General features: G+C 66.1%; 14 protein-coding genes and 3 pseudogenes. 5 read left to right on the top strand and 12 right to left on the bottom strand.

Going from position 1 to position 13,818, the window contains the following annotated elements:
- Positions 1-165: 165 nt before the first annotated feature.
- A complete protein-coding gene (locus tag ACGFNK_RS18505) occupies positions 166-1,338 on the bottom strand; it encodes an epoxide hydrolase (protein WP_393417060.1) in 1,173 nt (390 codons plus the stop codon).
- Between the two features lie 103 nt (positions 1,339-1,441).
- Between ACGFNK_RS18505 and ACGFNK_RS18500 the strand changes: the two genes are divergently transcribed.
- The gene (locus tag ACGFNK_RS18500) at positions 1,442-2,017 is read left to right on the top strand and encodes a CGNR zinc finger domain-containing protein (RefSeq protein WP_393417058.1); all 576 of its coding nucleotides are present in this window, start codon (positions 1,442-1,444) and stop codon (positions 2,015-2,017) included.
- 242 nt (positions 2,018-2,259) lie between these two features.
- Positions 2,260-2,559 (top strand): annotated as a pseudogene (locus tag ACGFNK_RS18495) (transposase family protein); the annotation flags it as partial.
- Here the strand turns inward: ACGFNK_RS18495 and ACGFNK_RS18490 are convergent.
- The 4 genes and pseudogenes from ACGFNK_RS18490 to ACGFNK_RS18475 form a co-directional block, all read right to left on the bottom strand.
- Positions 2,505-2,897: pseudogene (locus tag ACGFNK_RS18490) on the bottom strand (hypothetical protein); the annotation flags it as partial. The pseudogenes ACGFNK_RS18495 and ACGFNK_RS18490 overlap by 55 nt on opposite strands.
- A 200-nt stretch (positions 2,898-3,097) precedes the next feature.
- Positions 3,098-3,220 carry a PmrA gene (locus ACGFNK_RS18485; protein WP_393417056.1) on the bottom strand — a complete coding sequence of 41 codons (123 nt, stop codon included), beginning with the start codon at positions 3,218-3,220 and terminating at the stop codon, positions 3,098-3,100.
- Between the two features lie 141 nt (positions 3,221-3,361).
- Positions 3,362-4,012, bottom strand: coding sequence for a DJ-1/PfpI family protein (locus tag ACGFNK_RS18480; protein WP_393417054.1), 651 nt, complete (start codon positions 4,010-4,012; stop codon positions 3,362-3,364).
- A gap of 33 nt (positions 4,013-4,045) precedes the next feature.
- The gene (locus ACGFNK_RS18475; protein WP_393417052.1) at positions 4,046-5,014 is read right to left on the bottom strand and encodes a GlxA family transcriptional regulator; all 969 of its coding nucleotides are present in this window, start codon (positions 5,012-5,014) and stop codon (positions 4,046-4,048) included.
- 97 nt (positions 5,015-5,111) lie between these two features.
- Between ACGFNK_RS18475 and ACGFNK_RS18470 the strand changes: the two genes are divergently transcribed.
- Together ACGFNK_RS18470 and ACGFNK_RS18465 are read left to right on the top strand one after the other, a co-directional pair.
- Positions 5,112-5,249 (top strand): hypothetical protein, encoded by a 138-nt coding sequence (locus tag ACGFNK_RS18470; protein WP_393417050.1) that lies wholly within the window; start codon positions 5,112-5,114, stop codon positions 5,247-5,249.
- A gap of 173 nt (positions 5,250-5,422) precedes the next feature.
- The gene (locus ACGFNK_RS18465) at positions 5,423-5,827 is read left to right on the top strand and encodes a DUF4440 domain-containing protein (RefSeq protein ID WP_393417048.1); all 405 of its coding nucleotides are present in this window, start codon (positions 5,423-5,425) and stop codon (positions 5,825-5,827) included.
- 421 nt (positions 5,828-6,248) lie between these two features.
- On the opposite strand, the gene ACGFNK_RS18460 is transcribed toward ACGFNK_RS18465, so the two are convergent.
- From ACGFNK_RS18460 to ACGFNK_RS18435, 6 genes are all read right to left on the bottom strand, one after another.
- On the bottom strand, positions 6,249-6,464 hold the full coding sequence (locus tag ACGFNK_RS18460) for a hypothetical protein (protein ID WP_393417046.1): 216 nt from the start codon (positions 6,462-6,464) through the stop codon (positions 6,249-6,251).
- The gene (locus tag ACGFNK_RS18455; RefSeq protein ID WP_393417670.1) at positions 6,461-7,003 is read right to left on the bottom strand and encodes a DUF6262 family protein; all 543 of its coding nucleotides are present in this window, start codon (positions 7,001-7,003) and stop codon (positions 6,461-6,463) included. Before ACGFNK_RS18455 ends, ACGFNK_RS18460 begins: the two co-directional genes overlap by 4 nt.
- A gap of 28 nt (positions 7,004-7,031) precedes the next feature.
- A complete protein-coding gene (locus tag ACGFNK_RS18450; RefSeq protein ID WP_393417044.1) occupies positions 7,032-9,437 on the bottom strand; it encodes a tyrosine-type recombinase/integrase in 2,406 nt (801 codons plus the stop codon).
- Between the two features lie 233 nt (positions 9,438-9,670).
- Positions 9,671-10,864, bottom strand: a complete 1,194-nt coding sequence (locus ACGFNK_RS18445) for an integrase (protein WP_393417042.1) — start codon at positions 10,862-10,864, stop codon at positions 9,671-9,673.
- A 177-nt stretch (positions 10,865-11,041) separates the two neighbouring features.
- On the bottom strand, positions 11,042-11,392 hold the full coding sequence (locus ACGFNK_RS18440; protein WP_393417040.1) for a hypothetical protein: 351 nt from the start codon (positions 11,390-11,392) through the stop codon (positions 11,042-11,044).
- Positions 11,393-11,696: 304 nt separating this feature from the next.
- The gene (locus ACGFNK_RS18435) at positions 11,697-12,530 is read right to left on the bottom strand and encodes a PIG-L family deacetylase (RefSeq protein WP_393417038.1); all 834 of its coding nucleotides are present in this window, start codon (positions 12,528-12,530) and stop codon (positions 11,697-11,699) included.
- A 146-nt stretch (positions 12,531-12,676) separates the two neighbouring features.
- Here ACGFNK_RS18435 and ACGFNK_RS18430 point away from each other — a divergent pair.
- Positions 12,677-13,555 (top strand): annotated as a pseudogene (locus ACGFNK_RS18430) (RNA-guided endonuclease InsQ/TnpB family protein).
- On the opposite strand, the gene ACGFNK_RS18425 reads toward ACGFNK_RS18430, so the two are convergent.
- Positions 13,492-13,743 carry a hypothetical protein gene (locus tag ACGFNK_RS18425; protein ID WP_393417704.1) on the bottom strand — a complete coding sequence of 84 codons (252 nt, stop codon included), beginning with the start codon at positions 13,741-13,743 and terminating at the stop codon, positions 13,492-13,494. The pseudogene ACGFNK_RS18430 and the gene ACGFNK_RS18425 overlap by 64 nt on opposite strands.
- Positions 13,744-13,818: the final 75 nt, after the last annotated feature.

Here is a 13,818-nt window from a genome sequence, read left to right as displayed (position 1 = left end):
ACCTGCAGGGCAAGCACGCCGCCTCCCGCGGCCCGCTGCCCATCCCCCGTCCGAGCAGGGCCAGTCGGTCATCTTCCAGGCAGGCGGCGGCAGTTACGTCACGAGTGAGACGCAGTTCGATTGAGGCGAAGCGGTTGTACTGGCTGTGCCAGCACCCAGCCGCGTTCACCGATTAGCGGCCAGCACTGCCGCGAGGCCCTCTTGCAGATCTTTGACGAAGTACTCGGGAACCTCCAGCGACGGGAAATGTCCCCCGTTTTCGGGCGACCTCCATCGGACGATTTGCCGGTACCTTTCCTGTGCCCAGGGGCGCGGACACTTCTCGATGTCGCGGGGATACATACTGATTGCTGACGGGACGTCGACCCGAAGTTCGGGATCGAGCGAGTTGTGGCTTTCGTAGTAAATGCGGGCCGCCGATGCGCCGGTCCGCGTCAGCCAATACAGGGTGACGTCGTCAAGAACCCTGTCTATGGAAATCGTCTCGAACGGGCTGTCTTCGGTGTCTGACCACTCGGCGAACTTGTCAAGGATCCAGGCAAGAAGCCCGACCGGTGAGTCGACGAGCGAGTAGCCGATGGTCTGCGGTCGGGTCGCCTGCTGCTTCGCGTACGCCGCGCGGTGGCGCCAGAAATCGCGGGTTTCCTCGGTCCACTTGCGCTCGACCGCCGTCAGCCCGTCCGTTGTCAACCCGGGCGGTGCCTCCGCGAACAATGTGTGGATGCCGAGAACGTGCGCCGGGAACCTGCCGCCGAGAACCGTGGTGATATTACCTCCCCAGTCGCCGCCGTGGGCTGCGAACTTGCTGTAGCCGAGCCTTCCCATCAGTTCCACCCATGCGGCCGCGATCTTTTCGGTTCCCCACCCGGTGGTGGCCGGCTTGTCGCTGTAACCAAAGCCTGGTAGCGACGGGACCACGACGTGGAACGCCGGCGCGTCTGCATCTTTCGGATCTGCCAGCTCGTCTACTACATCGATGAACTCAGCAATGCTGCCTGGCCAGCCGTGCGTCAAGATCAGAGGAGTGGCATCTGCGCGCGCGGATCGGCGGTGCAGGAAGTGGATTCCCAGATCATCAATGGTCGTGCGGAACTGGCCGATCCGGTTGAGGCGCTCTTCGAACGACCGCCAGTTGTACCCGGTGCGCCAGTAGTTCACGACATCGACGAGGTCGGCGAGAGGAACGCCCTGTTGCCATCGGCGAGGGCCGGGTGCGGCGCGACAGACCGTCTCGGCCTCCGGCAGCCGCGCCGCGGCCAGTCGCGCGCGCAGATCGTCGAGGTCGGCGTCAGTTGCGTGGGTTTCAAATGCTTGCACGTCGCTGGTTGGACGGGGCATGGGACCTCCTGGCCATCGCGGAACCGGCTCCGACCTGACGCGAACCGGCTAAGACGGTTCTACCAAGCCTCCATGCCGGCGTGCAACCAGCTAAGGTGGTTCCATGCGTACTGGGTTCCCTGACTTCCGCCTCGGCAACGTGCTGGCGACCAGCTTCACGGGGACTCTGTCGGAGCGTCATGGCGACGCTGTGGAGCGCATTCCCGCGCCGCACCGACTCGTCGACTGGCTGGCAGTGAACGGCCTCGCCGTGGACTCCTGCACCACCGCCCAGCTCGAACTCGCTCGGGAACTGAGGGAGTCGATTCACGCCGCCGCGACAGCGGCCGCGATCCAGGACGCTCTCCCTGCGTCTGCTGTCCAAGTCATCAATGACTGCAGCGCTCAGGGTCGGGCCGCGGCTGTCCTGACGCCCGAGGGTAAGCGGCGATGGCGGCTCAGCTCGGCTTCCTGCGTGGAAGATGCCCTCAGCGTGATCGCCGCCGACGCGATCAGCATCATCGCAGGCGAACGAGACGGAAAATTGGCCTTGTGCGCATCGCCAACCTGCCAAGCCGCTTTCTTCGACACCAGCCAAAGTCGCACCCGGAAATGGTGTGACATGAACACGTGCGGGAATCGTCAGAAGAAGGCGCGCTTCAATGCCAACCAGCGCAAAAACCCCAGATCAGCGGAGTGATCGTTACCTCGGTACATCCAAGTGGGTCCCACGCCTGCGACACATCTGTCGCGTTGGGTGCACCCCAACGGCACCACTAAGAGCGGATCCGTCGCCTTCGATCAACGTCCTCAATCAGTACGTCTACGTTTACTGACCGGCGACGTTCATCGACTCTTCGCAGTCGGGGGTGTTGGCGGGTAGGCGTGGAGGTCTTCCAGGATGGAAGTTCTCCCTACACTGCTCATCCGAAAGACCTCGACATGCTCCACGCTATCTTCGCTGCGCCCTGTCTGACCACGTTCTGCCGTCTCGATGAATTCGGTCTGGAAGCCGTCGGGCAACGCCTTGAGCCGGATCAGGCCGTGATCGAGTGCCGAGTCGCCGAGCCGGATCCGTGGTGCCGGAAGTGCGGGTCGGAGGGCGTGGTGCGCGACACAGTCACGCGGCGGCTGGCGCATGAGCCGTTCGGACACCGCCCCACGACGCTGCTGGTGCGGGTACGCCGCTATCGGTGCGACTCGTGCGAGAGGACGTGGCGGCAGGACATCTCGAAGGTGGCTGCGCTTCCTGGACTGGTGTAGCCGAGCGCGCGGAGGTCGGCCGATAGAGTCCCGGCGGGTTCGAGATCTGCGTACGGGTGGAGCCGGGCTCCTGCCGTCCGGTTCGCGAGGGTGCGCTGGGGCCGTTTGGGCGGGAGTCGGCTGAGGTGTGCTCTGGTCCAGGATGCGCAGGGCGGCTTCCGGTCCGTGGTCGCGGCGAGCGGCTGCGAGTTCGTCGAGATCCCAGACCACGAGCCGACCACGGCACGGCGCGGACCGCGGCGTTGCACGATGCCGCGGACCAGGAGCAGGCCGGCGTGAAAGACGGTGTGGGCGCACTGGCCGTGGGAGTCCTCGAATTTACCGACTCTAGTGGGCTGCGTATGGGCTATGAGCTGGGGAGGTGCGTGGCGTGAGTGTCCGCGACAGGCCAGGCGCCTGAGGCCTTCGCGGTCTAGCAGAGCGACTTCTTGATGCTCGGCAGGTAGGTGTAGGGGTGTGACCGAGATACGCGCCAAAGGGGCAACGGGATGATCTTGAAGCCCTGATCTGCTCGGATCTACGTGCGCCGACGTGCGGCGGGGTCTCGTTCGGCGACGTGCCGGGCGACCGAGTCGACGCCGGGGCGGGCGTATCGCTCCAGGGAGCGGACGGAGGCATAGCGGGAGCGGGCCAGCAGCATCGGGGTGAAGGTGCCGTCTTCCGCGTCGTGCGTCAGGGCACTGTGCCGGAGCCGGTGCAGGGTCCAGCCGTCCAGGTCCTCGATGTCCTCGGGCGAGGCGAGCGGGTTCGATTACGCAGTGCACACGCCACTTGGCCGTAGCTATACGGACGCGGGCCGGGCCGTGCGGCGCGGGCGGGCCGCTAGGTAGTTCTTCGCTTCCTGGGACGCCTTGTCATACGAGTCGGAGTCGAAGGGCGGCTGGGGGTCGTACTCGATGGCGAGCTGGAACGCCTCGGCGGCTACCCGTCCCGCGACGAGTTCAGCAAGCCGCAGTGCCATGTCGATGCCCGAGGAAACCCCGGCGGCGGTGACAATGCCGCCGGGCTGTTCCACAACGCGACGCGCCGTGTAGGTGGCGCCGTACGACTCCAGGGTGTCGACAGCCCCCCAGTGAGTGGTGGCCTCCAGGCCGTCGAGCAGGCCAGCCGCGCCGAGCAGCAAGGAACCGGTGCACACCGACGTGGTCCACATGGTGGTGGCGTGGATACGACGGATCCATTCGAGCAGCGACTCGTCGGCGAGGCTGCGACGTGCGCCCGGACCACCGGGCACCACCAGGACGTCGGCTTCCACGACGTCCTGGAAGGAGGCCGTGGCGAGGAGGACGAGATGGCCCTCGCCATCCGTGCAAGGGCCTGGCGAGTTGGCGGCGAAGACGACGTCGGATTCCGGCAGCATGCGAAGGATCTCGTACGGGCCGACAACGTCGAGCGCGGTGAATCCGTCGAAGAGCGGGATGACGATACGCATAAGTGTGCCTTTCGGAAGTGGCCACCGTCGGCGTCAGACAGCGGTGGTGTGCGCGGAGAAATGCTTGCGGTACTCGCCGGGGGTGACCTGGAGCGTCCGCTTGAAACTGCGGTGCAGGGTCTCGACGGTTCCGAACCCGCACGCGTGCGCCACCGATTCCAGGGTGGCGGAGGTGGTCTCAAGGAGACGTCTGGCGGCCTCGATACGGGCGCTCTCGACGTACGCGGCGGGGGTGTGGCCGGTCTCCGCACGGAAGACGCGGGTGAAGTTCCGTTCGCTCATCGCGGCACGTGCCGCGAGGGCGGGCACGCCAAGGTCGCAGTCGGGGTGGTCGGCGATCCAGGCGAGGACGTCGCGCAACGGCGCCCGACTCGGGAGCTGGGCGGCGAGCTGGGCGCTGAATTGCGCCTGCCCTCCAGGACGTTGGACGAACATCACCATTTGGCGGGCGATAGCGCGGGAAATTTCGGGCCCGTGGTCGTCTTCGGTCATGGCGAGCGCGAGGTCCATTCCTGCAGTGACACCGGCCGAGGTCCACACCTCACCGTCGCGGACGAAGATCGGGTCGGGGTCGACCGTGACCTGCGGATACCGCTCGGCCAGCTGGTCGCAGCGAGACCAGTGAGTGACCGCGCGCCGCCCGTCAAGGAGCCCAGCGGCGCACAGCAGGAAGGCGCCGCTGCACACTGAGGCAGTACGGCGCGCACGATGGGCGGTCCGGGCGAACCAGTCGACGAAGCGTCCGTCCTCGCAAGCCCGGTGGATACCCCCGCCACCCACGGCGACGAGCGTGTCCACCGGCCCAGCAGCTTCATCGATCGTCAGGGTTGGGGAGACCGCGAGACCGCCGCTGGAGGGCACCGGACCGGGCGCAGCAGCCACAGTTTCGAGGACGACGCCTCCGGTGAGACGTCCCGCCTGTGTGAATACCTCATGAGGTCCGGTCAGGTCGAGGATCTGGAAATCCGGAAAGACGGCGAAGACGATGCGTCGGATGCTCACCCATCCATCGTGGTCACATCCTCTAATGGCGGCAAGGACACGAATATGACGATTCCCGCCACTGCCCGGCGGCCAGGCTCGGGAATGCGCTCTCCCCGTGGCTTGGTCAGCTTTCACCAGTCACGAACGGGACCAGGCCGACGACGGCGCGGCCCCGCTCGTCGAAGTCCACCAGGTCCCGCAGGTCGAGCCCCCCGGCCAACACCAGTCACCCATCGGCGTGCCGGTGACGTAGAGGTGCAGGACCTTGTGGCCGACGCCCCTGTCGTCGTACAGCGATCACAGAACTTGAAAATGTAGATGAGAACCAGCAACGCTGCCGGATCGCGAGACTCTTTCCCCGGTGCCGTGATGGTGGCAGTAGGCGACGATCAGGCGCGAGGCGTTTCACCCTTTGGAGGAGTACCCGTGTCCGACGTCAAGGCCGAACTCGACCAGCTGATGCGCGCCTTCCTCGGTGCGTTCACCAACACCGACAGCAGCTGGCCGAACGTCGAGGTTGTCCGAGAGGTGTTCATTCCCCAAGGAATGATCATCAAAAACGTCGGGGGCGAGCCTGTGATCTACGACCTCGACGCGTTCGTCGAGCCCCGGGAGAAAATCCTCACCGATGGGACGCTGACGGAGTTCTCCGAATGGGAAGTCGCCGAACGGACCGAAATTTTCGGGTCGATCGCGCACCGGTTCAGCGAGTACCGCAAGTCCGGCTTCCTCAACGGCGAGTGGTTCGAGGGCGCCGGCCGCAAGACCATACAGTTCGTCCTGACGCCCGCCGGCTGGAGGATGAGCTCGATGGCCTGGGATGACGAGTAGGGGCCCCACCCCGAGGTCTCTTCCGAGGCTCCGGACAAACCGATGCCAACCCCGCTTTTGCCGTGCGGAACCCAAGACCGGACCTTGCCGCAGGCCGCGATCGCCTGGTCGCTGATACCGAGGAGCTGGGCAACCTCGGCGACCTTCCTCCCGGATGCGACGAGATCGAGGACCTTGCGGCGGAACTCGGGCGGATAGCTGCGGGGCATCACGGCCTCCGAAGGCTGCTGGATCGTCAATTGTCCAGCAACCCGACTCCATTAGAAAGCCGAGCCGGCCGGCGGCGGCTCGGAAGGCGGCGTGCACGCACGCGCGACCGACCCCGAGCAAGCCGCGCGCCTGTGGGCGCTGTCGGCCGACGTCACGGGCGTCGAGTTTTCGCGGCGGCAACCTAGCTTCGGACGTCGCGGGTCACTGTCCCTTAGTTCAAGGCGGCCTCGATTCTGTCCGTGTGGAAGCAGAGGGCGGCGCTGAACGCTTCGCTGGCGGGGCTGAGGGCGAAGTGGGCGTCGAGGGCCTCCTCGACGCTCTCGTCGCATTCGTCGAGGAACTGTTCGACTTCCCGTAGCAGGCGGGCGAGTGAGGCGGCCTGGTCGCGGTCGAAAGCGATGGGTCCGGAGCCGAGCGGTAGAGTCATGACTGGTCCTGTTCCAAAATCTGAGCTTCGAGGTCAGCGATCCGTTTGTCGGCAAAGCGGAGGTTCGTCCGGGCGCCTTCAAGGCGCTCTTGGAGCTTGCGATGCTCTTGCGTGAGCTGGTGAACTCGCCGTTTGAGGGTGGTGTTCTCCGTGGTGAGAGCCTGGACAGATTCGCCGGGGACCATCTGGTCGAAGTCGCGGAGTTGGCCCATGAGCTCGCCGATGCGTTGGCGCTGGGAGAAGACTTCCTTCTGCGTGCGGGTGAGTTCGGCTTCAGCGTTCAGTGCGCGCTCGCGCCAGGACGCCTCGATCTGCTCGTGGGCCTCTGTGGCGGCCTGGTCCCGCCGTCTCTTGCTGTTGGCAGCAGCCTGCTGGACGAGGTTTCGGGCGTCGTGGTTCTCATAAAGGAAAGTGGCCGACACGCCCGCCCGCTCCGCGATGGCTCGAACGGTGAGCCGACCGCGTTCGCGCCGGAGCTGACCGATGGCCTGCTCCACTTGGTTGAGCTTGATCTTCGTCTGTTCCCGCCGAGCGGCGATAGCCGCCGCAGTCGCGCCGGGCCCGGAGTCATGCTATCTCCCTGGCTTCGCCGTCCGCTGCGCTGATGTCGTACTCGTCCTCCATGTCGGCCTCGTGGCGGGCGAGTTCGCTGGCGCGGAAGGCAGTGGCCCAGACGCGGCCGAAGTAGTCCTGCGGCCGGCGAAGGTCGAGCGCGAGAGCTTCCTCAAGAAGCCCGACAGCATCGAGTGCTTTCTCCAGGCCAGCGATCGCGCGGGCGGTGGGCTCGAAGAGGTCGTGGAGATAGTCCCTGGTGGCGGGTTCGGGGGCGCCTTCGGCAACCACGCACCAGTGCTCGCGCTTGCGGTGCCAGTAGACCAGGTCGGCGCCGGACATCACGAACTTGTCGCAGTTGTGGCAGTCCAAATTCCATGGGCAGGCGCCGCCGTCGACCACGAGTTGAAAGGTGCAGAAGCCGCCCTCCGCAGGTGTGGACTTGCGTGTGAGGTCGATGGCCAGGGCCTCGGCCTGCGCTCGGGTCATCGGCTCGCCGCTGGAGAGGGCCAAGCCGGGCTCAACTGCCCCGGGTCCTGCGACCCAGACGGCCTGGAGGGCTTCCTCGAGTTTCGGGTCGGTATTGGCGAGGTGGACGTAGTGCTCGGCCATCGAGTCCGAGACCTGCCCCAGGTAGCGCTTGACGTGGGTCAGGTTCGCGCCGTTCTTGAGGAGGTTCGTGGCGAGGGTGTGGCGGGCCTGATGTGCGACTGAGTGGGGGAGGTCGAGGTTGCTGATCCAGGTGCCGAACAGGGTCTGAAACCAGCCGTAACTCATGCTTTTGGTGCCCGAGCGGTTGGTGCTCTTCCGGGGGAACAGGGCCAGTTTGAGCCGTTCCTTCGCGCTGGGTTCGCGTCCATGCTGCTGGACGAACCGGCTGATGGTCGTCTTCTGACGCGCCACGATGCGCTGGTAGAGCCGCTCGGAAATGCGGATGCCCTCATCGAAGTTGCCGACCTTGGTCTGGTCGTGCCAGAACATCGGCAGCTTGTTGAGACGGTCGACGCACTCCAGACGGACCTCGATCACCTCACTGCAGCGTCGGCCGGTCACGACAAGCGCTTCCCAGATATCGCGCAACCCGCGGTCCTCGGAGTCCATGTCATCGAGGAGCTGGAGATTTCCCTCGCTGGCAATGGCTTTGGCCGTGTCGTCGGAGAAGGGCTTGCGGCGGCCTCCCCGGGTGCTGCCTCCGTAGGGCAACGCGACGATGAAGGCGTGGTCGAGTCCGATCCGCTGGGCGTCGCCTGAGTCCATGCCGGCGCGCAAGATGCGGCGGGTCCCCGTGAAGATGCGCGACATGGACAGCTTGCTCACGGCATTGGGCTCCCCGGAGCGGGTGTCGTGAATGGCCAGCGACTTCAGACCATGGGCAGCGCGATGCCGCTGATCGGCAACGAAGTCCTCCATGTGCTGCTTGGTCAGCAGGCGGGGATCGTGACCGCCGGCCGGGGCCTGGGCTTCGAGATAGGCGCTGAGCTCCGTGCAGCCGCGTCTGGAGGTGTTGAAACTGCCCGGACTGCGAGGCGGGTCGGTATTCAGTCTCAGGTCCATCCAGTCCCAGAGCAGGTCGCGGAGCCAACGCTGCGTGATCTTGGACAGATCGAGGTAGCTTCCGCAGCTCTTCAGCCGGACCCCATAAAGGTCGGTCTCGATGTATCCGATCGCTTTGGTGTCCTGCCGGGTGAAATACACGACCCTGAGATGGCCGAGCATCGCTCGAGCGATCTTCCGTAAGTGATCCGGGAGTTGCTCAAGGTCGATGTCGGCCAGTGAGCTGACGTCCTGTCGAAGGCATTCGGCAAGCAGGCGCTGAAGGACGTTGACCGGCCAGCGGGCGCCCTCTTCAGGGCCTTGGGCATGGCGGAAGAGGCCCCACTTGATCTCCGCGCGCACCAACGGCCGCAGGCCGAGCAGGGATAGCTTGCCGTCGGCCCGGTGGAACGTGTGGTTCTTCGCGCACCACTGGTCGAAGGCCGCCTCGTCGGCGTAGGTGAGCTCAACCGCCGCGTTCCGCTTTCCTCCGGCAGGCCGCCGTCCCCAGTTCTTGATGAGGCGGGCGTCGCCCGGCCGTCCTTCCTTTTTGTAGCGCTGCAGGTGGCCGTAGCACAGTCCGATCCAGTGGACTCCGTGGTCAGGGCAGGATGGCACGCGGCACTGGCCGAGGTCGGGGTAGGGATCCCGGTCGGGCAGCCAGAGATCAAGGTCGCCGGGTTTTCCCTTCTTCTCCTGAAATCGCCGCCAGGTGACGTAGTGGCCTGAGTGGAGATAGCACAGTTCAGTGGTGCTCCAGGCCGGTGCGTCAGGGCAGACGAGGCATGGCTTTCGGTTGCGTCGCCCGCGGGGCTGCAGCGGCTGGGCTGACCGGAAGAAGTCTGTGATGGTGCCGCCTGCGCGCTTCGTTGCGGACCATTCGCGCACGTGTGTGAAGCAGAACCGCATCGTGTCGTTGGCGCTTCGCTCGCAGTCCGGAACCTGGCATCTCCAGCCGTAGGCGTGATGATCCGGGGGCAGCGTGACGACGTCGTCGCGTAGGACGGGGTCGAAGGTCGGGGCGTCGATCAGGGCTTGGAGCAGTTCCAGGCGATCTGATGCGGTGCGGGTAGTGGTGGCGGGCTCGGTGATGAGCCTCAGCGTCTGCGTGCCCGGTGTTGTCATTCTCCTTCACCCCAGACCGCCTGCAGAGCAGCGGTGAACTCGGGTGAGTGCAGGTCCGGGTGGCCGTAGACCTCGTCGACCATCTGGGCTGACGCCCAGTTCCCGGCCACCTTGGCCACCATCGGGTCCTTGGAGATGGCCAGGACATCATTGGTGATCTGGTGCCGGAAAGCCTGCGGCTTGATCCGTCCGGGGAGGTCGGCGCGGCGTCCCGCGCGCCTGAGCATGCCGCGGGCCGCGTCCGCGGTCCACGGCTCGCCGATGTGCGGCCCGGCCAGTTGGATCAGGAGCATGCCGTGTCCCGTGGCGTACTTCGCGTACTCCGTCGTCATGTACTTGAAGTAGCTGCTGATCATCGCAGGGCTGACACGGTAGATCTCCCCCTTGGTGACCACGCCGTCGACGACCTCCCAGTCCGGCTTGATCTTCGCCGCGGCCCGGTTCGAGTTGCCCCAGCGATGGCAGACGTGCAGGTGGGGGCTCTTGCAGTCGCCGCAAGGCGCGTTGTCCCGCAGATGCAGGTCCGCCAAGTGAAGTCCCGTGAGCCCGCCGATCCGCAAACTCGTGTCCGACAGCCACCGCACGACCATCTCGTCGCGGGCCGTGTTCACGGCCTCCCGCAGATCCGGCTTGGCCCCGTCCGGCAGCATCTTCGGGTGCCGTCGTCGCGGCGGGTTCGTCGGAGCCAGCGGGTTGGCCGGCATCGACTTCTTCACGTGCCCCAAGAACGCCCGGCTCCGGTCCGCCTTCGTTGGCAGCCGGGTAACTGTCAGAGCCGCCCTCAGCTCATCATTCACTCCGCTGCTGGCGCACGCGTCGAGGTAGAAGCCCTTCAAGCACGCCGCCGCGACCTGGAGTGCCGAGGCACCGTACGGACGTTGAGGAGGCACCCGCCACGGCTGCCCGAACGGCATCGGGACCTGGGCACCGACCGCCCCCATGTACCGCTTCACATCGAGAAGCGTGATCGTCACGGTGGTCAGCCCCTCCCGGATCCGCCACCGCAAGTGATCCACCAAGCAGTACGCGTACGTCTTCTGGGTCCCCGAGCCCTCGTACAGCCTCAGATAAGAGTCCGCTTCCTCATCCACCGAACCGTCCGGCCACAAGATCGTGTACGACCGGCCGCCGCCAGCCCGCTTGAGCACCTGGACGCGCAGGTCTCCGAGGACAACTCGACTACGTGCCACCCCTGCCTCCCCACCCAATCTCCCCTACGTACTGACGAGAACTTGAGTAGTCGGTAAATCAGCACGGCATGGCCACGAGGAGCACTCAAACGAGGGAAACGGACACTCGCAGGGCGGTTGGAAAACTCGAAGAAGGCGACGTCGACCAGCCGGAGCCGTCTTCGAGGCTGAGGAAGATCACGCGTCGACCCGATGCCAGGGGCGGGGTCTGGGTGGAGGCCCGAACGCCGGCGACGAGAACCTGTTGGCCCGCGTGCATCGGTGTGCGGCGTCTGTGGCGCTGATCTCGCGGAGCGCGCGGTGGTGGTGCTCCATGAGGTGCCGGGAGACATCGATCTGCAGGACGTTGAGCTCGGCGCCAAGCGCCTCGCGAGCCGTCATCTCCGGCAGGCCGCCCGGCTCGGCAGCCGCGACGTCGCAATCCAGGGCAAGTTGGCCGTCGTCGGGGCGCGTGCCGATGGCCCGGTGGAGCTCCGTGATCTGCAGAAGCAGGTCACGGCGGGTCTGCTGACCGCGCATCGCGTCCAAGGCCCCGTCCTCTACGGCGCCCGTGGCGTCCGTAGGCTGGTTGTAGGGTCTCGCGGTTGGTGTCGGAGACCGCCCTCGGGACCTGCTGCTTTTTCCGTTGCCTCACGGCGTGTCGGACATCGGAGCCTTAGCTTCGTGTCGCTTCCTCGGCGGTCTGTCTTGATCGGAGCAGACCTTGTGACGCCGGCGAGGGCCTGGACGCGGGCTGCCGGAGCGGAACTCGCGTGGACAAGCCTCCGGGGGTGTGACCCGCTCGATCGCGCCGTGCGGTCGATGCGCTTTCCCGGCCGGTCGGACGGGCCGATCAGCGCAGTCCGGCGAAGAGATCGTTCTCGGGTATGGCCGCGCCGGTGGCGTCCTGGACACGTACGAAGGTCTCCATGCCCATCAACTCGCCGAACCTTTCCTTGCCCATTTTGAGGAAGAAGATGTTCTCGCCCTGACTGGCGTGCGCGGCCAACGCGTCGAACTTCTGACCGCTGAACGCGGTGGTGTCCACCCACGTGGTGATCTCATCATCGGGGAGGCCGATCTCGGCCATCGCGGCGGCCTCGGCAGGATCCGGCTCCGGCATGTCCTCATCAAACTCGCGGATGATCTCGCCGAACCGCTGCATCATCGAGCGGGGCGCCGTGGTCCAGTACACCTTCGGTGCCAGCGCGGTCATCTCCAGCGCCGCCATCGTGATGCGGTGGGCCTGGATGTGGTCGGGGTGGCCGTAGAAGCCGTTCTCGTCGTAGGTGACGACCACATCAGGTCGGTAGTGCCGCATGAGTTCCGCAAGTCGGGCCGCGCCTTCCTGCACGGGGGTCTGCCAGAAGGATCCGGGGGCGTCGTTGCTCGGCCAGCCCGTCATCCCGGAGTCGGCATAGTCCAGCATCTCCAGATCGCTGATCTTCAGGACGTCGCAGCTCGCCTCAAGTTCGTGACGGCGCATCAAGGCGACCGCCGCCGGATCGTGCCCGGGATCGCCCGGCTTGACACCCCCCGGTCCGTCACCGCAACCGCCGTCGGTACACGTAACGAGAACCGTGCGGATGCCTTCCGCCGCGTACCGCGCGAGGACCCCTCCGGTTCCGGTGGCCTCGTCGTCGGGGTGGGCGTGTACTGCCATGAGCGTCAAGGGCCGGTCAGTCATCTGATTCCTCCGTGGATACCCCCGCCTTCAGGCGGGGAGGAAGCGGACTCCTGCGGAGCAGGGCAAGGTGCTGGGATTCGCCGTCAGGGCGGATCGCAGTGCTCTGACCCGCAGGTTTGATCTCTACATTACGGTCTCACTAGTTTGTGAGCGTGACCGTGGGCCATGTGAAGCGGGCGTTCAAGTACCGCTTCTATCCGACTGATGCGCAGGCAGCGGAGCTGTCGCGCACGTTCGGATGCGTGCGGAAGGTCTACAACCTCGCCCTCGCCGCTCGTACCGAGGCGTGGGTGCGCCAGGCCCGAGGAGCTTGCCTTCCTCAACGACGTGGCGTCGGTGCCGTTGCAGCAGACACTGCGGCACCTGCAGAGCGCGTTCACCCACTTCTTCGCCCGGCGGGCGAAGTATCCGCGCTTCAAGTCGCGCAAGACGTCGCGGAAGTCGGCGGAGTACACCACCAGCGGGTTCCGCTTCCGGGGCGGCCGGCTGACCCTGGCGAAGATGGCGGATCCCCTGGACATCGTGTGGTCGAGGCCGCTGCCCGAAGGCGCCAAGCCGTCCACGGTGACCGTGTCCCGGGACGCGGCGGGACGGTGGTTCGTGTCCCTGCCGTGCAACGACCCCAGTGTCAGACCGCTTGCTGCCACCGATGCGGTGGTCGGGGTCGATGTCGGCCTGGACCACCTGCTGACCCTCTCCACCGGGGAGAAGGTCACCAACCCGCGGCATGAGCGCCGTGACCGCGCCCGTCTGGCCAGGGCCCAGCGGGACCTGTCCCGCAAGGCCAAAGGCGACGGAGCCACGGGCCAAGGCGCGGCGCAAGGTCGCCAGGGTCCACGCGAGGATCGCCGACCGGCGCCGGGACATGCTGTGGTACAGCCCATGACCGGGACGTGAACGCGGCGAAGAACCTTCTGGCCGCCGGGCTGGCGGCGTCTGTCTGTGGAGCCGGTGTAAGACCTCAACGGAGTTCTCCGGGCGGGCAGTCGGCGGTGAAGCAGAAAACCCCACGGCGCGAGCCGTAGGAACCCCCCTCGTTCACAAGGGGGAGGAAGCCAAGGAACACATCAACCTCAAAGCGGGGCGGTACATCCGCGAGCGCATGGACCAGGTCCTCGCCGATGAACCCGACGAGGTGCGCGAGGCGTACGTACAGACCCGCGCCAGAGAACACCGCGAACAGCTCGACGCGATCGTGGGGTCTGCTGGCCAAGCACGGGCTGCGGCTGCGCTTCGACGGGGTCGTCCACCACGACGACAAACGACGCCCTGCGGCAGAGGCTGGCCG

Origin of the sequence: Streptomyces sp. NPDC048825, assembly GCF_043198355.1 — a bacterium.
Taxonomy (GTDB): domain Bacteria; phylum Actinomycetota; class Actinomycetes; order Streptomycetales; family Streptomycetaceae; genus Streptomyces; species Streptomyces xiangluensis.
Note: the sequence above shows the minus strand (reverse complement) of the source record. Positions and strands in the feature narration are given on the sequence as shown.

Excerpts from the sequence above, each read along its gene's own strand:
- ACGFNK_RS18505 (WP_393417060.1), bottom strand. The coding sequence starts at position 1,338 with ATGCCCCGTCCAACCAGCGACGTGCAAGCATTTGAAACCCACGCAACT.
- ACGFNK_RS18500 (WP_393417058.1), top strand. The coding sequence starts at position 1,442 with ATGCGTACTGGGTTCCCTGACTTCCGCCTCGGCAACGTGCTGGCGACC.
- ACGFNK_RS18485 (WP_393417056.1), bottom strand. The coding sequence starts at position 3,220 with ATGCTGCTGGCCCGCTCCCGCTATGCCTCCGTCCGCTCCCTGGAGCGA.
- ACGFNK_RS18480 (WP_393417054.1), bottom strand. The coding sequence starts at position 4,012 with ATGCGTATCGTCATCCCGCTCTTCGACGGATTCACCGCGCTCGACGTT.
- ACGFNK_RS18460 (WP_393417046.1), bottom strand. The coding sequence starts at position 6,464 with ATGACTCTACCGCTCGGCTCCGGACCCATCGCTTTCGACCGCGACCAG.
- ACGFNK_RS18435 (WP_393417038.1), bottom strand. The coding sequence starts at position 12,530 with ATGACTGACCGGCCCTTGACGCTCATGGCAGTACACGCCCACCCCGAC.